General features: G+C 63.4%; 19 protein-coding genes. 11 read left to right on the top strand and 8 right to left on the bottom strand.

Annotated features, from left to right (window positions below; translation table 11 throughout):
* Nucleotides 1–51 precede the first annotated feature (51 nt).
* Nucleotides 52–537: a CYTH domain-containing protein gene (locus tag H0S73_RS24380; protein ID WP_246389443.1), complete on the bottom strand. Its 486-nt coding sequence runs from the start codon at nucleotides 535–537 to the stop codon at nucleotides 52–54.
* On the opposite strand from H0S73_RS24380, the gene H0S73_RS25985 reads away from it, so the two are divergent.
* The 6 genes from H0S73_RS25985 to H0S73_RS26455 all read left to right on the top strand — a co-directional run bounded on the left by H0S73_RS25985 (nucleotide 523) and on the right by H0S73_RS26455 (nucleotide 8462).
* On the top strand, nucleotides 523–750 hold the full coding sequence (locus H0S73_RS25985; protein ID WP_246389441.1) for a hypothetical protein: 228 nt from the start codon (nucleotides 523–525) through the stop codon (nucleotides 748–750). The genes H0S73_RS24380 and H0S73_RS25985 overlap by 15 nt on opposite strands.
* A gap of 722 nt (nucleotides 751–1472) precedes the next feature.
* Entirely contained in the window at nucleotides 1473–2189 is a 717-nt protein-coding gene (locus H0S73_RS24375; protein ID WP_181054809.1) for a damage-inducible mutagenesis protein, read from the top strand.
* Nucleotides 2179–3195, top strand: a complete 1017-nt coding sequence (locus H0S73_RS24370) for an IS110 family RNA-guided transposase (RefSeq protein WP_181054808.1) — start codon at nucleotides 2179–2181, stop codon at nucleotides 3193–3195. Before H0S73_RS24375 ends, H0S73_RS24370 begins: the two co-directional genes overlap by 11 nt.
* Before the next feature lie 201 nt (nucleotides 3196–3396).
* Nucleotides 3397–4950 (top strand): Y-family DNA polymerase, encoded by a 1554-nt coding sequence (locus tag H0S73_RS24365; RefSeq protein ID WP_343058495.1) that lies wholly within the window; start codon nucleotides 3397–3399, stop codon nucleotides 4948–4950.
* A gap of 16 nt (nucleotides 4951–4966) precedes the next feature.
* Nucleotides 4967–8227, top strand: coding sequence for an error-prone DNA polymerase (locus H0S73_RS24360; RefSeq protein WP_202050060.1), 3261 nt, complete (start codon nucleotides 4967–4969; stop codon nucleotides 8225–8227).
* Nucleotides 8163–8462 (top strand): GcrA family cell cycle regulator, encoded by a 300-nt coding sequence (locus tag H0S73_RS26455; RefSeq protein WP_425488247.1) that lies wholly within the window; start codon nucleotides 8163–8165, stop codon nucleotides 8460–8462. Before H0S73_RS24360 ends, H0S73_RS26455 begins: the two co-directional genes overlap by 65 nt.
* A gap of 108 nt (nucleotides 8463–8570) precedes the next feature.
* Here H0S73_RS26455 and H0S73_RS24355 read toward each other — a convergent pair whose 3' ends face one another.
* On the bottom strand, nucleotides 8571–9191 hold the full coding sequence (locus H0S73_RS24355; protein ID WP_246389437.1) for a hypothetical protein: 621 nt from the start codon (nucleotides 9189–9191) through the stop codon (nucleotides 8571–8573).
* 508 nt (nucleotides 9192–9699) lie between these two features.
* On the opposite strand from H0S73_RS24355, the gene H0S73_RS24350 reads away from it, so the two are divergent.
* Nucleotides 9700–10413, top strand: coding sequence for a TIGR02391 family protein (locus tag H0S73_RS24350; protein WP_181054807.1), 714 nt, complete (start codon nucleotides 9700–9702; stop codon nucleotides 10411–10413).
* 51 nt (nucleotides 10414–10464) lie between these two features.
* Here the strand turns inward: H0S73_RS24350 and H0S73_RS24345 are convergent, their stop codons facing one another.
* From H0S73_RS24345 to H0S73_RS24330, 4 genes are read right to left on the bottom strand one after another with little or no spacing between them, the layout of a single operon-like run.
* The gene (locus tag H0S73_RS24345) at nucleotides 10465–12006 is read right to left on the bottom strand and encodes an SAVED domain-containing protein (protein ID WP_181054806.1); all 1542 of its coding nucleotides are present in this window, start codon (nucleotides 12004–12006) and stop codon (nucleotides 10465–10467) included.
* A gap of 9 nt (nucleotides 12007–12015) precedes the next feature.
* Nucleotides 12016–12957 (bottom strand): ATP-binding protein, encoded by a 942-nt coding sequence (locus H0S73_RS24340; protein ID WP_181054805.1) that lies wholly within the window; start codon nucleotides 12955–12957, stop codon nucleotides 12016–12018.
* Complete coding sequence (locus H0S73_RS24335; RefSeq protein ID WP_181054804.1) at nucleotides 12957–13472, bottom strand: HORMA-1 domain-containing protein; 516 nt, start codon at nucleotides 13470–13472, stop codon at nucleotides 12957–12959. The genes H0S73_RS24340 and H0S73_RS24335 overlap by 1 nt, the downstream gene beginning before the upstream one ends.
* Before the next feature lie 9 nt (nucleotides 13473–13481).
* Nucleotides 13482–14447 carry a CBASS oligonucleotide cyclase gene (locus H0S73_RS24330; RefSeq protein WP_181054803.1) on the bottom strand — a complete coding sequence of 322 codons (966 nt, stop codon included), beginning with the start codon at nucleotides 14445–14447 and terminating at the stop codon, nucleotides 13482–13484.
* Between the two features lie 157 nt (nucleotides 14448–14604).
* On the opposite strand from H0S73_RS24330, the gene H0S73_RS24325 reads away from it, so the two are divergent.
* Genes H0S73_RS24325 through H0S73_RS24310 form a run of 4 tightly spaced genes read left to right on the top strand, consistent with a single transcriptional unit; the run spans nucleotide 14605 to nucleotide 16887 of the window.
* Entirely contained in the window at nucleotides 14605–14817 is a 213-nt protein-coding gene (locus H0S73_RS24325) for a ribbon-helix-helix protein, CopG family (protein WP_036350746.1), read from the top strand.
* Complete coding sequence (locus tag H0S73_RS24320; protein ID WP_181054802.1) at nucleotides 14814–15437, top strand: GNAT family protein; 624 nt, start codon at nucleotides 14814–14816, stop codon at nucleotides 15435–15437. The genes H0S73_RS24325 and H0S73_RS24320 overlap by 4 nt, the downstream gene beginning before the upstream one ends.
* Before the next feature lie 35 nt (nucleotides 15438–15472).
* Nucleotides 15473–15943 (top strand): helix-turn-helix domain-containing protein, encoded by a 471-nt coding sequence (locus tag H0S73_RS24315; protein ID WP_181054801.1) that lies wholly within the window; start codon nucleotides 15473–15475, stop codon nucleotides 15941–15943.
* Entirely contained in the window at nucleotides 15940–16887 is a 948-nt protein-coding gene (locus tag H0S73_RS24310) for an ImmA/IrrE family metallo-endopeptidase (protein WP_181054800.1), read from the top strand. The genes H0S73_RS24315 and H0S73_RS24310 overlap by 4 nt, the downstream gene beginning before the upstream one ends.
* 107 nt (nucleotides 16888–16994) lie before the next feature.
* On the opposite strand, the gene H0S73_RS24305 is transcribed toward H0S73_RS24310, so the two are convergent.
* Both H0S73_RS24305 and H0S73_RS24300 read right to left on the bottom strand, forming a co-directional pair.
* The gene (locus tag H0S73_RS24305) at nucleotides 16995–20516 is read right to left on the bottom strand and encodes a YhaN family protein (RefSeq protein WP_181054799.1); all 3522 of its coding nucleotides are present in this window, start codon (nucleotides 20514–20516) and stop codon (nucleotides 16995–16997) included.
* Nucleotides 20517–20519: 3 nt separating this feature from the next.
* On the bottom strand, nucleotides 20520–21755 hold the full coding sequence (locus H0S73_RS24300) for a metallophosphoesterase (protein WP_181054798.1): 1236 nt from the start codon (nucleotides 21753–21755) through the stop codon (nucleotides 20520–20522).
* Between the last annotated feature and the right edge of the window lie 261 nt (nucleotides 21756–22016).

The raw sequence follows: 22016 nt of genomic DNA, 5'->3' as shown, positions 1-22016 counted from the left end.
AAGACCGCACACATCAGTGACGCTGCGGGCAAGGCCGGTAAGCAGCGCCTCTTACTCGGGCCTACCGTTCTGGAGCGTCTTTTCCATCTCGCGCATCATCGCCTGCTCGATTTCATCAAGGTTGACCTTGACGGTTTCACCACTGGTCTGAGCCTTGGCCCGCGCCACTGGGACCTGCTTGGCTCTCGGCCGGCTGGTGGACATCCGCGCCTGGGCAGGAAAGCGGCCTTCCAGAGTATCAATCAGACTGTTGAGCGCCGCATCGGACAGCGGGATCTCTGGAGCCTCAGCAAGTTCTCGCAGCGCGATGAACTGATGGGTGTAGCGAGGGTCGCCCGTCACCTCAGGGCCGAACCACTCCGGTGGATGAAAGCTCCTCGCCTCCACCTCGGTGCTAAACTCCATGGTGACGAGGTGCAGGATACGGGGCCGGAGGATCTCGTCGATCAAGGCTTGACCCTCGCCGAACGGCAGCACTGTCCGGGTATAGTCGACCTCGCCGGCACAGACATCGAGCAGCGCATGGGCATGGGTCATCGGGATTTCAGTCTGCTCCTCGACCTCGCCGTGAGGGCCTGTCGTCTTGAGGATCAGCAGACCCCTGTTCTCCTCAAGGCGGACCCAGGAGGAGCGGTCCCGTTGCTCGGGAAAGAAGCCCTCGACGTGACGCAGGCCGCCCCTCTCGCGCTGGATCAGGCGAGCGAAGGATGGGGCGAGGAGAAAGCGGTGCCGAGCAGTCATGAAGCCTAGGGAATGTAAGGGATTGCGGAGGCCCGCCTTTGGTACATGGCGGAGGAAGGAATAAGCAACCCTGAACCCCGCAATATGGTTTCCGCTCAGCTGCTGGCCTCAAACCCGAGGCTTCTTCTCGCTAATCTGCCATGGGGCGCTCTCGGCTGTCGAAAAGCGTGAGGTCAGCGGCAGGCCTGCCGGGCTACGTTCAATGCCCAACCATGAAGTGAGATGTGGTAGATCGATTATAGCCTGGGCGAAATATACAATGAGGTCCCGGCTGAGGCGCTGTCTTCAGACCTCGTGACGCATCGGTGAGCCAAGGGAGAGAAACCATGCTCCACGTACAGGCTCCCACGCCAGAGACAGCAGTTTTCATGAATCCGGCCGGGTCATCCGCCGCTACCACTATCAATGGGAGCGGCAAGCCCGAGCAGGCGAGAAGATCCTAAGGCACAAGCGCTTGCAGGCGCGGCCAGCGGCGCCCGCGAGCAGCGGCTTCGGCCAGAACAATCACGCGACAGCCCTGAGCAGATTCGGGCATCCCTCCCCGATATCCACAGGGCCGCCTGAGCAACCCACGTTGACCATGCAGCGTTGTTCATGTTCTTGATTTGTTCACTTTGTCGCACCGGAACCCGATGTCGCCTCAACCTCGCCCAGCCCTCCCCGCCGTCCCGTCTGTCACTTCTGCGACAGTCGCGGAGTTACGTCGGAAGATCGAGCGCCTAGAGGGCAGCGTGCAGGCGCGCGCGGCACTACCCTTCGGCATCGCCGCTGTCGACAGTCACCTGCCGGGTGGCGGCCTCGCACGCGGGGCGTTCCACGAGGTCATCGAAGCAGGGCCCGCCGCCGAGTTCGCCGGCTCCGCGACCCTTTTTACCGCCGGGATCGCCGCACGCCTTAAAGGACCCGTCCTCTGGTGCCTGACGAGGCGCGATCTGTTCGCGCCGGGTCTCGCCAGCGCCGGCCTGCTCCCAAGCCGCGTCATCTATGCGGAGGCGGGCCGGGACCGGGACGTGCTGCCCCTCGTCGAAGAGGGCCTGCGCGAACGCGGCCTCGCCGCCGTCGTTGGCGAGGTGACCCGCTTGACGCTAACAGCATCGCGCCGCTTGCAGCTGGCGGCGGAAGGGTCCGGCGTCACCGCGCTCATCCTGCGGCGCTGGTGGACTGTCAGCGAGAAGGATCTGGCTGCCCTTCCCTCAGCCGCAGTTACCCGATGGCGCATCGCGCCCGCTCCGTCCGAGCCCGAACCTGCCCCGGGCCTCGGCCGCGCGAAGTGGCAGGTCGACCTCGTGCGCTGCCGCGGCGGTGCTCCCCGTTCCTGGATCCTGGAGGCCTGTTGGGGTGGACAGCCCCTTATGTCCCTCGTCCCTGATTCTTGCCCAGAACAAGGATCAGGGGCCACTAATGACGAGGAGCTCGTCAAAGGAAGGAACATCCACCATGCAATTTAAGCGGGTTGCGGTTGATACGTCGAAATCAGTCTTTACAATTCACGCTGTTGACAATGACGAGCATCCGGTCGTCCGGCGAGATCTAAGCCGAAGCCAGTTCCAGACATTCTTCTCTAAGCTGCCACCGACGGTTGTCGTGTTGGAAGCGACCGGCGGCTCGCACCATTGGGGCCGCCTGCTCAGCAGCATGGGCCATGAGGTAAAGCTCATCCCTCCGCAATATGTGAAGCCGTTCGTGAAGCGTTCCAAGAACGATCGGAACGACGCCGAGGCCATCAGCGAGGCTGCATCACGGCCGAACATGCGCTTTGTCCCTCTCAAGTCAGCAGAGATGCAGGCAGATGGGATCGAACTCAATAGCCGGCAGATCTTGGTCGAGCAGCGCACCGCTCTGGTCAACTCGCTTCGCGGTCATGCGGCCGAGTTCGGGGTCGTGGCCGCGAAGGGCCTCCACCGCGTTGAGAAACTCCTTGAAGTGATCGAGGCCAGCCTGGACGTCCCGCCGACCGCGAAAACGGCGCTGGCTCAACTCGGCAAACAGATCGCTTATCTTGATAGTCAGCTTGAAGAGATTGATCGCCGGCTGGTTACACAACAGAAGAGCCATCCGGTGGCTCAACTGCTCTCGGCGGTCCCGGGAATCGGCGCGATTTCTTCGCCCACATTGGCACTCCAAGTCGATCCCCAGCAATTCAAGTCCGGTCGTCACTTCTCGGCCTGGCTCGGGCTGACACCAAAGCAGCATTCAAGCGGCGGCAAGCACAGGCTGGGTGGTATTTCACGCGCCGGCCATGAGCGCATCCGTCAACTACTGGTGGTTGGCGCAATGGCGGTTGTGAGGCATGCCGTAAACGGCAGTAAGGCCGCAACGTCATGGCTGTTGTCATTGCTGGAGCGACGGCCGCGCAAGCTCGCGGCCGTCGCCCTGGCGAACAAGATGGCCCGCATCGCATGGGCCATGATGATGAATGGAGAGGAGTACCGGCACCCTGCTCGTACTGCCTGACCGTTCGTCATCCTCATAGGAGCGCAAAGGGCACTTCCAGGAGATGGCATTCGGTCGAGCCGACGAAAAGGCACCCCTTGCATCGCACAGGCGCATTGCGACGCCGTAGGCTTGTTTGGGGAGTTTTCGGCGGAACCCATCTGGGCCAGCGGTCATGCAGATCGCGCGAACAGGCCGGACACATGAACGCACTCGTTCCGGATGCTGATTATGGAAAAACCACTTGCGCCCCGAGGGCTGTCCACACATGCGATGCGAAGGGTCGTCTCGCTCTGGCTGCCGCACTGGCCGGTCGACCGGATCCGGCGGCGGTACGGCGAGCCATCGCGCGATGAGCCGCTCGTGACTGTGCAGACTGCAGGATCGCGCCGCATGGTTGCCGCCGCCTGCCCGGCCGCGCAGCGGCTCGACCTTCAGGCCGGTATGGCCGTTGCGCAAGCCCAGGCGATGGTCCCGGGGCTCCACGTCTGGGACGCCACGCCCGAGGAGGACGACGCAGCACTGCGCGAGTTGGCGCGCTGGGCGATCGGCTACTCGCCAGTGGTCGCGCCCGATCCGCCCGACGGCGTGTGGATCGACATCGCCGGTTGCGCCCACCTCTTTGGCAGCGAGGAGGCTCTCCTCGAGCACCTACTGGGTCGATTGAACAGCCAGGGCGTGACCGCTCGAGCGGCGGTTGCCGACGCGCCCGGGGCGGCGTGGGCCGTCGCCCGCTTCCGCGGTGGTGGAGTCATCCCGGTCGGTCGATCCATCGAGGCTGTAGCGACGCTCCCCGTCGCCGCGCTGCGGATCCCGCCCCAGTCGATCAGCAGCATGCAGCGACTCGGGGTGGAGCGGATCGGACAGCTCGCGGCCATGCCGCGCGCGCCGATGGTGCGCCGCTTCGGCAAGGACGTAGCGCTGCGGCTGGACCAGGCGATGGGCCATGCCTTCGAGCCGATCAACCCGCTGATTCCGGAGGAGACCCCCCTCTCGACGCTCGCCTTTGCCGAACCAATCGGCAGGCTCGAGGTGCTGAAGGACGTAGTGCGGCGCCTTGCCGAGGACCTCTGTGCGCAACTCGTCAGGAGAGGCCTGGGCGTGCGCCGGCTCGACCTGATCCTGCGCCGCATCGACCAGAAAGGCGCCAACCTCCGCGTCGGCACCGCGAAGGCATCACGCGACCACGCGCACCTGGCGAAGCTCTTCGACGAGCGGCTTGAGACCGTCGATCCAGGCTTCGGCATAGAGGAGATGGTGCTCATCGCCAGCAAGACCGAGCTGCTGTCCGAGACTCAAGTTGAGGTGCGCGGCATCGCCGGCGTGTCCGCGCCGGATGTGGACATGAGCCGCCTCGTCGACCGGCTCGGCGCGAAGGTCGGTGCCCATCGCGTGTACCGGCTGGAGCCGGTGCAGACGCTCGTGCCGGAGAGGATGGTACGGAAGGTGCCCGCGCTCGCACCGTTGACAGACGCCACCTGGCCGGAGAACCTGCCCCGGCCAACGCGGCTCCTCGACCCGCCTGAGCCCGTGGTCGCGACGGCGCTGCTGCCGGACCACCCGCCGGCGCTGATCGTGTGGCGCAAGGTCCGGCACAAAGTCACGCACGCGGATGGGCCGGAGCGCATCGCCCCCGAGTGGTGGGCGGGCGACACGGACGGCCCATCGCGGGACTACTACCGCCTCGAGACCGACCGCGGCGGCCGCTTCTGGGTCTTCCGTGACGCGCCGGCCGCCGAGGGCGGGCGCTGGTGGCTGCACGGCTTCTTCGCATGACCGAAAGCCTTTCCGCATGATGTACGCCGAGCTCCAGGTCACGACGCATTTCAGCTTCCTACGCGGTGCGTCGAGCCCCGCCGAGCTGTTCGAGCAAGCGAAGCTCCTCGGCATCCGGGCGCTCGGGATTGTCGACCGCAACTCGCTCGCCGGCATCGTGCGCGCCTATGAGGCGTCGAAGGAAACCGGTGTGCGGCTGATCGTCGGCTGCCGCCTCGATCTCACCGACGGCACATCCCTGCTCGTCTATCCGACCGACCGCGCCGCCTACTCGCGCCTGTGTCGGCTGCTCAGCATCGGCAAGACCCGCGGCGGCAAGGGCAAGTGTCTGTTGCAGTGGGAGGACGTGGTTGCGTGGAACAAAGGCCTTATCGCCATCCTTCTCGGCGACGAGGCCGACGACGAGCTGCGGACCAACCTCGCGCGTCTCAAGGCCACCTTCGGAGACCGCGCCTACATGGCCCTGATCCGCCGCTTCGCGCCCAACGAGCACCTCCGGCTTTACTATGTCGAGCAGGCCGCACAGGCGGCGAAGGTGCCGACGGTCGCCATGGGCGACGTGCTCTACCACCACCCCTCGCGCCGCCGCCTTCAGGACGTGGTCTCGTGCATCCGCCAGCGCTGCACCATCGACCAAGCCGGGTTCCGGCTCGACCGCCATGCCGACCGATATCTGAAAGACCCAGTCGAGATGCAGCGGCTGTTCGAGCGCCATCCGGAGGCGTTCGGACGTATCCGCGAGGTGCTCGACCGTTGCACGTTCAGCCTTGACGAGCTGCGTTACCAGTACCCGAGCGAGACGGAGCCGGGCGAAACTGCGCAGGAGAAGCTCGAGCGGTTGACCTGGGAGGGCGTGGCGAAGCGCTACCCGGACGGCGTGCCCGATGTCGTCGCGATGACCTGCCGCCACGAGCTCCACCTGATCGAGGAGCTCGGCTACGCGCCTTACTTCCTCACGGTGCATGCCATCGTGTCGTTCGCCAAAGGCCGGGGCATCCTGTGCCAGGGACGCGGCTCAGCGGCGAACTCCGCCGTGTGCTACGTGCTCGGCATCACCTCGATCAATCCGACCGAGCACGACCTCCTCTTCGAACGCTTCGTCAGCCAGGAGCGGCGCGAGCCGCCGGACATCGATGTCGACTTCGAGCATGAACGTCGCGAAGAGGTGATTCAGTGGATCTACGACACCTATGGCCGCCACCGCGCAGCACTTACGGCCGTCGTGACCTGCTACCGCGCCCGCGGAGCCGTGCGTGAGGTCGGCAAGGTCCTTGGTGTCCCGGAGGATGTGACAGCAGGCCTGTCCGGTCTCGTCTGGGGCTGGGGCAACGGCGGCGTGACGGAGGCCGAGGCGAAGGAGCTCAACCTCAATCTCGCCGATCCCCGCCTGCGCATGACACTGGAGCTCGCCTCGGAACTCATTGGCGCGCCGCGCCATCTCTCACAGCACCCGGGCGGGTTCGTGCTCAGCCAGGAACGTCTCGACGATCTGGTGCCGATCGAGCCGGCGGCGATGGAGAACCGTCAGGTCATCGAGTGGGACAAGAACGATATCGACACCCTGAAGTTCATGAAGGTCGATGTGCTGGGCCTCGGCATGCTGGGTTGCATGCGCCGCGCCTTCGACCTGCTGCGCGAGCACAAGGGAGAGGACCGCGCCCTCGCCTCGATCCCATTGGATGACGCGAAGACCTACGCGATGATCCAGAAGGCTGACACGATCGGTGTCTTCCAGATCGAGAGCCGGGCCCAGATGGCCATGCTGCCGAGGATCAAGCCTGAGAACTTCTACGACATCGTCATCCAGGTCGCGATCGTCCGGCCTGGGCCAATCCAGGGCGACATGGTGCACCCGTACCTGCGTCGACGGGAAGGACATGAGAAGCCGGAATACCCGCGTCCTGAGCTGCAACGCGTTCTCGAGAAGACTCTCGGCGTGCCGCTGTTCCAGGAGCAGGCGATGCGGGTTGCGATCGAGTGCGCCGGCTTCACACCCTCTGAGGCCGACCAGCTCCGGCGCGCCATGGCGACCTTCAAGCTGACCGCCGGCGTCACCAAGTTCCGCGACAAGCTCGTGCAGGGAATGACGGCCAGGGGCTACGACCAGGAGTTCGCCGAGCGCGCCTTCAAGCAGCTCGAGGGCTTCGGCTCCTACGGCTTCCCGGAGAGCCATGCGGCCTCGTTCGCCAAGATCGCCTACGCCTCGTCGTGGATGAAGAGGCACCATCCCGACGTGTTCTGCTGTGCCATCCTGAACGCACAACCGATGGGCTTCTACGCCCCGGCGCAGCTTGTGCGGGATGCCAGGGCGCATGGGGTCGAGATCCGGCCCGTCGACGTCAACCATTCCCGCTGGGACTCCACCCTGGAGCCGACGCGCAACCGCTACCGCTTCGCCGTGCGCCTCGGCCTACGCCTGGTGCGGGGCCTTGCCAACGCCGACGGCGGCATGATCCCGATCGCGCGGGGCGATACGCCTTACACGTCGATTGAGAACGTCTGGCAGCGGGCCGGGATTCCCGTACTGGCCCTCGAGCGCTTGGCTGACGGAGATGCCTTTGGCTCTCTGGGCGTCAACCGGCGCGACGCGCTCTGGACGATCAAAGGCCTGTCGGACGAGGTGATGCCGCTGTTCGCGGCGGCCGACGAGCGCGACCGCGTGATCCGCTCCGAGGCGGCCGAGCCGACCGTTGCACTGACGCCCATGACGGAGGGGCGGGAGGTCGTCGAGGACTACCGCTCGAAGGGCCTGACCCTGCGCCAGCACCCCCTCGCCTTCCTGCGCGCTGAGCTGCGCGAGCGCCGGATCCGGAGCTGCGCCGACCTCCACCGCGCCCGAGACGGACAGCGGGTGACGGTCGCCGGCCTGGTGCTCGTGCGCCAGAAGCCGGGCTCCGCCAAGGGAGTCATGTTCATGACGATCGAGGACGAGACCGACGTAGCGAACGTCATCGTGTGGCCCTCGCTCTACGAGAAGCAGCGCCGCCTGATTCTCTCGTCGGGCATGATGGCGGTCCGCGGACACTACCAGCGCGAGGGCGGCGTGACCCATCTCATCGCCGAGCACCTCATCGACCTGTCGGACCTTCTACGCAGTGTCGGTGACAGGGACGATCCTCTCAGCATGCGCTACGGGCGCGGTGATGAGGCCAAGATCGGCACGCGCGACCGCCTACGCGAGGGGCCGAAGGAGATCGTCGACGCGCCGTCTATTGGGATCCCCGAGCAGCGGGCCGAGGTGCCGGCCATCCGGGTCGCGACACGTGACTTCCGCTGATCCAGCCGAACGTGCAAAGGTGCCCATCATGCAAGAGCCCGACCCCAGACAACGAACTAAACTTCTCAAGATCGGAACGCGGCAGTGCCGCTACATCGTCTCCGACGATCCCCGTCGCGCCGTCTGCTGTGGAGCTCCGACACCCGAGGGATCGAGCTGGTGCGACTGGCACCGGAGGCTGGTGTATGTCCCGACGCAACCCGTCAAGATCCGGCGTGACGCACTGGCGTCGTAGGCACGCAAGATCCCCATTATGCGCACGCCCAAGAACGACCTTCGCATGCCGCAACTCCCTAGGGCGACGGAGTGCCCCTCTATCGTGCGCTACCGAATCCTGTGCCCACTACAGGTCGAGCCCCGAGACCGCACCGTCACGGGCCACGAGGGCGATCCGGATGCCGGCCCGCCTGACGAGCGGACGGCTTCGCCAGCTCTCCGCGAGCTTGCGGAAGACAGGCGTGTCCGGCACTGCGGCGACCACGATGTCGTCGGCAGAGACGTCGAACAGGAGCGCCTGGCCGAACGCCGTGGTGAGGAGCGGGTACTCAGGACTTCCAGGCTTACGAACGAGCGGACCCTTCTTGCATTCAGCGACGATGCGGCGGCCGTCAACCGTGGCGACCACGTCGCCTTTGCCGGGCCGCGAGTGTACGCGAATGGTCTTGTCGCCGCGCCGGTAAGCGCCGGTCCAGGCGTTCCGGCCAACCTGCGGCTCCTTGGTCTGCTCCCATCCAGTGCCGGCCATGAAGCGTCCGATGTCGAATATGACCGCGTCACCGACCTTGATGCTGGCCCCGTCGATCGCGACGCTGGCCATCGTTCCCGATCCGGGGAGCGACAGGATGAACTCGGCGAGCCGCAGGGCCACTTCGGCCTCCGGCATTCGGTCGTCGGGCAGTCCGAGCTCTGGCAGCACTTGGTTGTTCATGAACTCGGAAATCGCGGTGGTCGGCTTGTCCATCATCCCTCGGCTATGCCAGCCTCTGCATGATTTGAAAACTACCGCGACTGTATGAGAGGCGGCGCCTCGCCGAAAGCGGGCAATCCCCAGTCACCAACGTCCCACTCCATGGCGTTGCCACTGGACTGTACGTACCGGCTTAGCCGAATACGCCGACCGCTGGCCGCTCGTCTGGTCAATCAATTCGGAGTTCACGGGCTCAAGTCTCTCGAACGGTCGACGTCATCTTCATCGTCTCAGGCGCGCTTCCCCGCGTCATCAAAGGCGATTAGGAGCAGCACTTCAACGCAGCCGCGGCAGAACGGCTTATCGTTTTATCCAGTCCAAGGCCAGCAGGAGATGACTTGACCGTCCACTGCCGACTGTGGAGCCCTAGATCCTGCCCAGCCGAAAGTTGCATAATCTTCCCATGGCTTAAAGCTGCTTGGCCTTTCGTCGAAGTGCCATGGGACCGCAGTCACCATATACCCCATGGTACCTCTGATAACAGCCGAATCTACTGGATGGGACTATGGCCTTTCGCGAGCGCTTTCCAACCTTGGACGACCTGCTGAGTGCATCGCCCGAGGATCTCGGTTCCGAGATCGTCTTTTACCTTCAGACTTACGAGGAAACGCACCCTCAAGATGCGACTGTGCCACAAGCAATCATTCATGAGTACCGCACGGAGTGGGCGAGTTCCCGGCGTACGGAGTTGTATCTGGTGGTCTCGGAGGCACTCGCTTGGGCGAGGCGGATGCTCCTCATAGTTCCGGATATCGAGCAGTCGCGCAGCTTCTTTCAGCTTTCGCGAGCAGGGCGCTCCTTCACTCGCGAGACACTCAACATCATGCGGCTTCGGGAGATCTTACCTGATTTCATGTTGCACCCGAGCATACGGAGAACATGCCTGGACATTTTCAACACCGGTCACTATGAGGCGGCTGTCTTCGAAGCCTTCAAAACTGTTGAGATCGCCATTCGAGAGGCTGCCGAGGCCGGAGAGAGCGAACACGGCAGGCCACTTGTGATGAAAGCCTTCGATAAGCGAAGTGGTCCGCTCGCCGACATGGAAGAGCCGGAAGGAGAACGCGAAGCTCTGCAGTTTTTTGCAGCGGGCGCAGTCGGTTACTTCAAGAATCCCCGAAGCCATCGCAGGACTGACCTCAGAGATCCTCAAGAAGCAGCCGAGATGCTGATTGTCGCCAGTCATCTGCTCCGCATCGTCGAAGCAAAGGTAAGCTAGCGACAATCGAGTCGTAGGTCCCAACATGTCCTCCATGGCGCACCAGCGCGCTTACACAGGATCACCGGTCCGGGTCGAAATCGGCAGAGTTAGGCTCGGTGTGTAGGATCTGTCCCTCCCTCCCTCGAAATCGAACTCGTAGAGTCGGACGGGGCCGAGTACCGGCTGACGCTGACCGAGGAAGAAGGTGAAGCCATTGGGCGCCGCGACGAACAGGTGCACTGCCGCCACTGGGCTCGAGCCACGTGCTTCCCTGACCATCCGGGTGGCGGCCTCCGCGAGTTCGAAGGCATGTCGCCCGCATGCGACGGACTGGGCGCCAGGCCCCGTGCTGGGCGTCAGCATGAGCAATCGCCCGACCGTGGGAACGGTAGCGCTGAGATAACGCCGCACATCTGGCGCGATGTCGTGGGTGAGGCTCACCGCGATGGCCAGATCAGGACGTTGAGGGTCGAGTTCGACGACTTCTGCCTCTAAGCTGGCCCAATTGACATCAGGAGGGAAATCGTCGGCCGCCCAGATTCGTTCTCCCGTGGTGCGTTGCTCCAACTCCACATGCCGGCCAGACTTGATGTTCAGCACCGAACCTGCGGCGAAGGCCAAGGTGGCGTGTGCGTCCAATGCGAGTCGCAACTTAGACTGATCCCGCGCAGCGGAGAGCAAAAATGCTCGCAGTGCCGGGTAGAGTGCATCCCCCCAATCCGCCTCGCTGCGGATGTAGCGTTCGTCGAAAGCGGGGATCAGGTCGAGGACTTGGTGGCAGCGCTCCTCCAGCCGGTCGATCGGATGCTCGAACGACTTCACTCCATAGACGTGGCGGCGGCCTTCGCCTTGTCCCAGGAGGCCGTCGCGGTCACAGATCGCCGGGAAGCTTTTGCGGTCGAACTCAAGCCGGTCTTGCGCCATCCACTGGAACACCACGTCATCATAGGGGAACGCGCTCTCGTTCCTTGGAATGCGGCGCAATCCGACATAGGCGAACAAGACGTCGAGGTTGTCTCGAAGGCCGTCGAGTGTGTCCGTGGCCTCGCCGAACGCCAGGGTGCGCGCAAGGACCCTCAGTTCCTCCTCATCCAGTCCGAGATGGTCACGCCATGCCTTTCGGACAGCTCCCGCCTTGCTGTTGTCCGTAGCGGAACCGTAGAGCCGCTCCAGCCGTATGGCACCCGAGCGTGTCCCGATCATCTGGCGTAGGGGATCAGCTCGATCGAGCCGCCAGTTGGTGAGGAGCTTAAAGCGGACACCAATGCCGTCAGGCGCGTACGCGAGCTGGGCGTCGCGAGCTCGCTGCAAGAGCGAGCGCGTGTTCGCATTGATGAATTCAGGGTCGATCAGGTGGCTGTAGCCATAGGTGTCCGGAGAAACATGCCACTTGCATTGAACGTGCTCGCGCCGGAGGGGCGCGCCGTATTGGTCCTGCGCGCTCCGCTTCGGGTCGTACTCGACCCAGATGTCATCGAAGCTCTTGGGCCCGTTCTCGAACCCGACCCGGATGATGGGGCTCCCGGGGTCGAGCAGCCGTGCGGCATGCCACCAGAACAGGCGGGCTTGGAAGGTGTCGCCATCACGGCGCACGGTCACGGCCTGGGTCATGGACGGGCTTCAGTTGCTGGCATCGCGGAACGGAGGTGTCGGCACTATCTCGAGTGCGATGTCGACGGCACGCGACCCGTCAACGGCGCGTGAAGGATAGGCATCGAGCACAATCGCCGGCAGGAGGCGCTGCGTCAGGTCGGAAAACGTAAATCCGTGCTCGCGGATCCCGCGTTGAGGCCCGGTAGCGGACACAAGCGCGTCGACATGATGACGACCGATTCCGAAGGCCTCAAGACGGCTCGAAAGCACGAAACGGCGCTGCTCGTCGTCCGGCCGTGCGAAGCTCAGTACCTCAGCGGCGCGGCGGCGAACCGCAGGATCAAGCGCGCTCAAGCGGTTCGTGCACATAATGACCGCGGCGGGGAGCTTTGCATTAGCGATGCGATCAATGCCGCGGATAAAGGCATTCACCCCGGCACGATCCTCATGATGCATTTGCGCGGCCTCGCGGGACTGGGCGAGCGCATCGGCCTCGTCGACGAGCAGGATAACCGCGCCGCGCGACCGCCCACTGGCTGACTTCAGCCGTGTCGCCTCGGCAATGGTGTAGTCAAAGGCTGCCGTCAGCAGCTGGGTCATTTCGCCGACCCGGCCCTGACCGCGCGTCGAGAGACTCAACGGGAAGAGCGTGATGTCGATGTCTTCCTGGCGCGCGACCGCATCACCAATGGTTTCAGCGAGTTCGGTCTTGCCGGACCCGACGTCACCGGCTAGGACCACCAAGGGTGGGCGGCGCAGGACCGTGTCGAGAACCTGTTGCGACTCGGGATGATAACGCTTGGCCCAGGCCTCAAGGCCGCCGGGGTTGACGAGAAGGCCAAGGATCTTGGTGAGCCGGCTCTTTTGCTCATCGAGCCCTACAAGGCGCGCAAGCCGGCCTTGCGGCTCGAAATCCGGATAGGTGACCCGACGCTCAAAGAGCTCGTCGAGGGAGGGCTTCGTGTTCATCAGTAACTCCGTACGCTCGAACGGTTGAGGGCGCGACCGCCTGAAGAGTACGTGCGGTCGTCCGTGAGATAGCCCGTGATTCCAGGCTCAGGCGCACCGGTGCGATAGAAGGGCATGCGCTTCTTGAAGGCGTCCTTTTCCTCCGAGGGCAGCAGATCCCAGGCGGCGCTGTATGTCAGATAGTTGTAAAAGACGGCACCGGCGACATCCGCGCCCGGGCGGATCTTGCCTGGATCGTCGTCGTTGGCCGACCCGCCTGCGAGATCGTGCGCCGTATAGCGTAGAGTCGGTTCGATCCAGTTGCCGTCGCGCCGGAACCCGTAGGTGACTGTGCCGAGATAGCCGGCTTTCAGGAGTTCTATGACTTCTGCCTCATAGTCGGCAATTTCTCTGTCAGACGGGTGCCCGTAAAGGCGCTGCATGCGCTTCAGGTCTGTCGCAACCTTCGCCGCCATGTGGCGCGCATGCGTAATGGTGAACGTCGAGCTTTCGGTGTAGCTGTAGCTATAAGACACTGCCGGTCCTCACGCGTGGAACGATGAGCCGAGGACCTTCTGCCAGTAGGCAACGGTCAGCTGCTTGGTTGGGGCGGCGAGGGCTGCGTCGATCGCGTCGCCTGCGTCCAGAGCAGCGTCAACGATCGCGTCCGCATTGGCCGCCGTGTATAGGCGGGCGACATTGTTTTGGGCGTTCACCGGATCGATGATCTGCACCGTATCCGTCAACGCTCCTACCGACGAGGGCCGGTAATAGTCGGGAAAAACGATCCGCTCGCGGAAATCGCTCCGTGCGATGTAGGTGAAAAAGTGTTGGAGCGCCTCGGGATAGTCGGAGAAGTCGAGCCCGTCGTCACACAACTTCGCCAGCACCATCTCGATCATGAACGACTTGAAGCGGAAGCCGTCACGCTCCTGCTTCATGCGGCGCGCCCAGAACTTGGCGAGCCGGACGACCTGCGCGAAGTGTTTTTCCTGGCAGCGCTTCCTCTTCCCCGCGAACTCGAGGTGGAGCGGAATGCTCGTTTTCAGGAACGAGCCATCATCCTGGCTGACGAGATTGCCGTACCACTGCGAGTTGCCGTCATAGAGGATCGGCACGACATCGACGTCGAGACCGGTGCCCCGGAACGAGACCGTGACGGAGTAGGTCTGCGGCTTGACCTGATCCGCGCTGAAGTTCGGGAAGGCCTTGCGCAGGCGCTCGGCGAGATAGTCGAGCAACGCCCGGATGTCGTGGGGGGCCTCGGCGCCGCTGATGTAGCAGGCGACATCGATGTCGTTGAGCGACCGGAGCGCCGTTCCTTTAGCGAGGCTCCCTGAAAGCATCATCTTCTTGAGCGTGAAGTCCGGGTGCTCATTGAGGTAGCCCTCCAGCTTCTCACGCAGACGGCGCGCTTGCGCCCGGTATTCATCAGCCTTCTCCTTCGGCAGGTTCACCTTGTCCTGCGCGAAGGCGGCGATCTCATCGTGGCCTATATGCTGCCGCCCCATAGCCTCAACTCCTGTCAGCCGGCGATCCGGTGTCGGCGGCTCTTGCCACCATCATATAATGGCTATTTTTTAGCTATTCAATATGCTTATTCCAGCTATGGAACGTTGACATTAACCTTTGAATTTCGTATATGAGGGCAGAAGGACGGAGGATGAGATGACGGCAAAGCGCACCATGACGCTCAACCTCACCGACGCTGAGATGCGGGCCCTCGACGACCTGTCGGCCCGCAAGGACATCTCTAAGACCGCCGTGCTCCGGCAGGCGCTGCGCCTGTACCAGACGGTCGAGGCGCGGGTTGAAAAGGGCGAGAAACTCCTTTTTGAGAACGAGGCGACCAAGGAGAAGGCGGAGCTGATGCTCCTATGACGGTCCAGGTCTTGACCATCTATCTTCAAGACGTCGCGACGGGGGATAGCGTCGAAGCCGAGCTGCGCGACGCGATCGAGCAGGCGCAGCTCGACGACTGGCAGACCAAGTGGCAGCCTGAGCTGTTCGCGGTCTTGCAGGAACTCGCCCGCAAAGGGGTGCCCATGGGTCAGTGGCCGCAGAGCTGGCACTGGAACTGGGCGCAGAAGACGGCCCAGGTCCAGGGCCTGCTGGCCTTCCGCGGGTTCAGCGTCGTCGCGCAAGGCGAGACGCAGGGCTTGGCGCAGATCGACCTGACGAAGTCCTGCCGGGGGCCAAGTCAGGCAGGTAAGCCGCTCGTGTACATAGATTACCTTGAGGTGGCCCCCTGGAACCGACCGGAGCTTGGGTCCATGCCGCGCCTGCGCGGCGTCGGCACCGCGCTCGTTACGGCAGCGGTTGCTTTGAGCGAGGACGAGGGGTTCAAGGGCCGGATCGGGCTCCACTCGCTGCCGCAGGCAGAGGATTTCTACCGGCGGAGATGCGGGATGACTGATCTAGGAGCAGACCAAGCCTACCAGAATCTAACATACTTCGAGATGACTGCCGAGCAGGCTCGCGCGTTCCTCGAGGAGGAGTGAGGACGATGAGATTGGAGCGGAGCAAAGATTGGTGGATGGCTCGGGCGCGCCGTGAAGGCGACGCAGCCGTCGGCGCCGGTCAACTCGCGTTCGATCCGGCGCCGGAAGGGCGTCCGTCGATCGCACCGACCGCCGCTATCGAAGAGACCCGTATCGCTTTCGGAAAGTTCGTGAACCTGATGCGCCGGCGCCACGGCTACTCGATGGAGCAGCTGGCGGAGGCGGCGGATATCGACCCAAGCGAGTTGCTCGTGATCGAGGATGATGTTCATCACGTTCCTGAGCCACGGACTGTATTCAAGCTTGCACAGACCTTTGAGGTGCCGCAACGGCGCCTCATGCAACTGGCCGGGCTAGCCGCGGCCAATGATGCTGGCTTGCGTCAGGAAGCCGTTCGATTTGCAGCGCGATCCGAATCCGTGCAAAAGCTGACGCCGGAGGAGAGCTCGGCTTTGGAGGCGTTCGTGGCCGTCCTGAGCGAACAGGAGCCGAAACGGGTGAAGTGAGAAACGTCAGGCTTGGGGCACGCACGATCGCTGACATCGACGGACAGGTCGCCAAGGTCCTCAAGGGATTGGGCAATCCTGAGCCGCCGATCGATCTGCGCGTCGTCCGGGAACTCCTCAAGCTTGATCGGGACTACTACAGCACGACGGACGATGGGATTTTGCGGGAGACCTTGTCCCGCCTGAAGGTCGCCGGGCAGCAGGTTCTCCTGCGGCCGACCATCCTCCTGGATGCCGTCCGCTCCTTGAACCTCAAGGCGCTCTATCTCCCAGACCAGAAGCGGATCCTGCTCGACAAGGACCTTCCCCAGCTCAAGCACCGTTGGAACGAGGCCCACGAAATCGGCCACGACCTTATTCCCTGGCATGCTGGCATGATGTTCGGCGACACCGAGCAGACTCTTTCCCCAGCCTGCCACGAGATCATGGAGGCCGAAGCCAACTACGCCGCTGGTCAGCTCCTCTTTCTAGCCGATCGCTTCCGGGCCGAGGCAGCCGCGTCGGCTCCGGGACTCGAGTTGGTCAAGGCCTTGAGCAAGGGATTCGGCAACACGCTAACGTCTACCCTTTGGCGGTTTGCGGAGCAGGCCCACGGCAATCGCCCCATGGTCGCACTCGTCACCGGCCACCCGCACCCCTCCCGACGCAAACCCGACTTCGACGCCGCGAACCCCTGTCGTTATTGCGTCGAGTCGCCCCCGTTCCGGGAACAGTTCGGCGGAATTTCGGAACGTCAGCTCTTCGAGGTCATCGCTGGCTACTCCGGGGCTCAACAGGGCGGCAGCCTCGGTCAGGAGGAAGTGGTTCTCCAAGACCGGAATGGGGATGGACACATCTTTTACTTTGAAACCTTCTTCAACCGCCATGAGGCGTTGACTTTAGGCTATTGGAAACGCCCGCAGGCCACCATGGCCGCTACATCGGTGGGACGCAAGATGTCGTAGTACTTTATGACTCATTTCACCAGCAAGGGAGGAGCGTCTGCCGACTGCCGCAGCATATCGCCAATCCAGTCATCGTAGCAATGCTGGACTGTTTTCCCCGCCGCTCCTTAGCCAGCTAGGGCGACCCGTGCTGGAGCGGCTAGCTGAACGTCGCTGAGGTCCACTACGTCAACCTTTGACCCAAGCCGCCTCCGTGCGATCTCAACGATGTGGGAATGGTGCGTGAACAGGATCGGCTGTACGGCGAGACCGAAACTCGCCAAGGTCTCCAGACCATGACCTGCCCGCTCATCATCGAACGTCGCGAACAGATCATCGCCGATGAAGGGGACAGCCTCGGCCCTCGATGCGTAGTCCTGTAGGTAGGCAAGACGCAGTGCAAGATAGAGTTGGTCGACAGTTCCCTCGCTCATCTCGCCTGTGGTGAGCGTTGTCCCGGAAGCGCGCCGGGCAATGAGGCGGGGAACGTCATCATCCCCGATTGCTTGCTCCAGGCCAGTGAATGCTCCGGCGGTCAGCGCATTGAACAGAATACCCGCTCTCGTCATCAAGGGGCTCTGGTTCTTCGCATGATGCCGGGCAAGGGCGGCACCGATCAGGAGAGAGCCCAGCTTGTGGACTAGGTATTCCCTCGCGGTCTCCGCAATCTCGGCCTCGGCAACGTGGCGCATCTGGTGGGCCTCCTCGGCGCCAACGCCGCCTTCGATTTCGGCCAAGCGTGTTTGGTGCCGATCTCTGACGGCGTAGACCTCCTTGCCTTCCTGGTCGAGTTGGGTGTTCGCTTCGGTAAGCCGAATGAGCTCAGCCTCGGCACGATCAGCATCGAAATCGGTGAGCGCTGCCCGCAACTCTGCTTCGCTATGCTGCTCCGTAGCTGCGCCTAGCTGCTGGCGAAGTCCTCGGAGCAAAGCCTCGATCTCCGAACGGGCCTTGATATCACCAATCAGCGATCTCAGGTCCGCTTCGGCCGGCTGATCCACCGCAGACGCTGCTTCCGCCAGTGCTTTCTGCACGCGCTCGCGGACTTCACCCGTGGTGCGAACTTTGGCGCGTGCACGGGTGAGCCGCATGCCTAGGTCCTCACGGAGAACTCTGGCCTTCTTCGCCTCGCCGACGCGAGCTTGGAGCTCCTTCACCGCGCTGTCGAGAGGAAGCGAGGTCAGGTCCGGAGCCAGGGCGGTAATGACCGCCCGCGCCTCGCTCTCAAACGGCCCGATCGTATCCCGCTCCATTCCGCGGACGCGCTTGCGGAGGCTGTCGAGTTCCTTCTGAAGGCTGGGCAGCCGCTGCCATGCGGCGCTGGCGGCCGCAGCTTCGGCCAGCGACGCACCCGGCTTCAGGCCGATTGCCGCCACCGCTCTATCGAAGCACACCCGCCATTCCGCGCAAGCCTGCTCGCCCTGCTCCTGAGCCTGTTGGAGGTCCCCTATTCGTCTTCGGGTCTCTGCAAGGAGTGCTTCGTCCTCCCGGGCCTCCGCCCAGTTCCTGGCCAGAGCCTCGATCGCCTCCTCCACGTACCGGGCCATGATCAGGACATCCGCCCCCTCATAGGGTGCGAGCCTGAGCTCGCTCGCGAGTCCGTTCAATGGCACCAGCAGCGCGCGGCCGTGCTCCTCAATGGCAGCCTGTTCGTCATGTCTCTCACGGAGGGTATCTCGGCGCTCCAGAAGCGAGGTCACCGCGCTGCGCCAGGATTTCATGTCCCTCGGCTCAAGCGGAACGACGCCGGTGGGAGACCAAAGCTCCTCCCACCCGGCCAACCCGGACGCACGTGCGCGCTCGATCTCTTCCAAACCGCGGGCAAGCTCGGCTCCCTTTGTGGTTTCCTGTTCCAGCCTGCGATTGAGATCCGCTATCGCAAAGTCCCGCTCGGCATCGGCGGCGATGTCGTCCGCCAGTCGATCGGCGTCGGATACGAGTTGCTCGAACCGGGAGACACGTTCGGCAACTTTCTCTGCCTGAAGTGCCCGCTCGCCGAACAACGCGGAGCGAATCAGACTCCATGCCTCCCAGCGCTCCGTCCTCGCGGCATCCAGTCGCTCCCGCGTGGGCACGTCCCCCTCCCGACGAAGCGTGGTGAGCTGAGCCCGGAGTTGTTCGACTCCTGCCTCACACGACCTGACCCGATCGGTTTTCTGCGCCGAACGCGCGGCGAGCTCATCCAGGGTAGAGCGATAACGCTCGATGTCCTCGGTAGACGGTAGCGGAGCGGCGGCAAGCGCCTCCAGATTGTCAATCGAAGGCCTCAGACGAGCCGCTTCCTCGCGGAGGGTACGGATATCCCTTGCAAGCGTCTCGGCCGCTGCCCTACCGCTCTCGACCTTCTTGAGGTCGGGTTTCAGGGCGGCCATGCGACTGCGGAATGGAGCCGGATCGACGGGCGCATCAGTTTGGGCGCGGCGTCCGGCGTGGGCCTTAAGTGTGGCTTCCTCCGCGCTCAAAGTGTCTCGAGTTGTGGTCAGCCGTTCCAGCAAGGAGCGGCCTTGATCCATGAGTTCCTGGACCCGGGCCAGCCCGGCATCCGTTGGACGCCCTTCAGCGAGGTCCTTCGCAGGTCCGCAGCCGAGCCTCGCGCCTAGATCAGCGAGATCCGCTTCCAGCCTAGACGCCTCGGCCTGGACCCTCGGGCGGTCGCGCAGCGCCAGGCGATAGGCCTCGATGCGGGAATACAAACCGTCGATCCTGGCTGATTGGGCAACAAGCGCGTCATCGACGCGAATGCTGTCGTGCTCCAGCTCGATCTCCCGCTCTTCAAGGCGTGACTTCTCCAAGTCTCGGATCGCCTCGTCATGCTGGTCGAGAGCCGTCTCGAGCTCCCTCAAGGTGACATTGCTGATCTGCGGGAGTGCTCTGAAGCCCTCCAAACGCTCGATCTCAGTATCAATCTGGCGGATAAGGGGTTGTGCAGCCTTGAGCCGCTTGAGCCGAGCGAGCTCCGCGATGCCGTTGGCCTTTAGCTCACTGATTTCGTGCAGGCGCGCCTCGGCGCTGGCAATTTCCGAGAGGATCGCCTTGTAGTCGCTGCTGCGAAGCTCCTTGTCCTTGATCGTCTTGCGGGCAGCCTCATACTGACCAAGCGCTTGGTGCAGGCGACGGTCCCTGGCGCGAGGGGCGAACAATTTGGCCGCATCTGCGTCCAATTGGGAGCGAATGTCGGAAAATCCGCGCAGGCCGGAAGCCGCTGTAAACAATGCCGTCGCGAGGTCGCCATCGCTGTCGCCCAGTTCCTTCGCGCTTGCGCGGAGGGTCGCCGCGTTTAGGCCGAAAGCGCGCAGGAAGACCTCACGGCCGATGCCTCCAAGGAACGGGGCAAGTGCATCGTCTGCAAGTTCCTCGCCGTGTGCATCAATGAGTGTGCGCTTGTATCCCTTGCGGCGCCTGAACGGCAGCGCAGCACCATCCTCCCGCGCCACGGTGGCGCCGATGAGAAGGTCCTTGCTGTCGTGCAGGAAGCCGAAGGCGGTACTCTTCTGGAAACCAAACAGCAGGTCCGCGATAGCGGACAGGCACGTGCTCTTGCCTGCCTCATTCGGTCCGTAGACGACATGCAGGAGTGCGTCGGTCCTAAAGGTCAAGCGCTTGCTGGTGAAGGAGCCGTAGCGTTCGAGATCAAGACTACGCAGTCGCATCGATCAAGCTGCCTTTCCAGCCATGGCCCGTGCCACGACGAGGCTTTGCGCCTCAGCTATCAGTATGTCCAAGTCGTTCAGTTCCGGAGTCCCCGCGAACGACTGCGGAAGCTTTTCCAGCAATGCGCCCACAATCTCGTGAGCTGACTGCCGCAGTTCCGCGTCATCGGAGAGGCCTGCGAGCATCGCGACGGGGTCCAGACCACCCAACTGGTCCCTCTTCGGCACCGCCGGAGCCGAGGTCCGGATCTCCAGCTTCTCGAACCATATATCCTCGTGAATGTGATGGAGCACCGCCTGCAACTCGTCGCGCAACGTGCCGCCCGCAGCCCTCAGATGGTCATGCAAGGGGGTTTCACCCGTGAGTGTGATGCGCAAGGCGAGAAGGCGCTCACCGAGGTCAGCGGTAGCGCTCTCGGCTTCCCTGCGGATGGCAGCTGCAATTTCGGCATCAGTTGCAAGGCTCGAAACATCGACAGCGATTGCTGCCCACCGGGCGCTGTCCACAATGACCCTTTCGACCGTGCGGACCTCCCCATCCCTGACTTCCACAATCACCGCGCCCTTCGCCCCGCATTCACGGACACTCCTGCCTTGCAGATTCCCCGGGTAGACCATCCAAGGGTTCTGGCTGAGCACTCTGTGCTCATGAATGTGACCGAGCGCCCAGTACTGGTATTCATGGGCCGCCAGTTCCTGAACCGTGCACGGAGCGTAGGTGGCATGCGCCGACTTGCCCTCGCACGAGGAGTGCAGGACACCGATGTTGAACCAGCCCGGCACCGGGGCCGGGTATCTGAGGCTAAAGTCGGCCGCGGTCGCGCGGTCCTCATAGCTCCAGCCATGAACTGCGACCTTCAGGTGCTCAATGCGGTGGGTCTCCGCCTTCCTGGTGCCGAAGACGGTCACCCCCTCGGGTTTCGGCATCGTCTTGGTGACGACACTTTCCGCATCGTGGTTGCCTTTGACGACGTAGACTGGAATCCCTTCGCGGGTCAGCCGGGAGATCTCCCGGTTAAAGAACAGCCCGACAGTATTGTCCTTCCACTCGCCATCGTAGATGTCCCCCGCAATGACGGCGAAAGCCACCTTCGCGCTGATTGCTTGGTCGATCAGGGAACGGAACGCCTCCCGGCTGGCAGAGGCGAAGCGCCGTGCAATCTCGGGATCCTTGACCGAAAGGCCAAGCAGAGGGCTGCCGAGGTGAAGGTCAGCAGCATGCAGAAAGGAGAAGTTCACGCTGGACTCGTGTTGCTCCGGACGGGAGCCAACCTTGGCCGTTCAGCATTCCGCCGAGCAACCCGGGCGCATACTTTTCCCCGGTTTTCACACCCCCGGCCTTAGTCGGGTACATACCCGCCCCGGTCATGCCGACCTCCAAACCGGATTATTCGCTTACGCACTCAGGGTTGAATGTTCTCGGATCAGGTCAGCCAGACATGCTGGCGCCGTTATCGGGATAAGCGACAACGGCGCCAGAACTCTGAATCTTCCTGGACG

The sequence above is a fragment of the Microvirga mediterraneensis genome, assembly GCF_013520865.1.
In the GTDB taxonomy this organism is placed as follows: domain Bacteria; phylum Pseudomonadota; class Alphaproteobacteria; order Rhizobiales; family Beijerinckiaceae; genus Microvirga; species Microvirga mediterraneensis.
The sequence above is the reverse complement of the archived record's forward strand: the minus strand, read 5'-3'. Positions and strand labels throughout refer to the sequence as shown.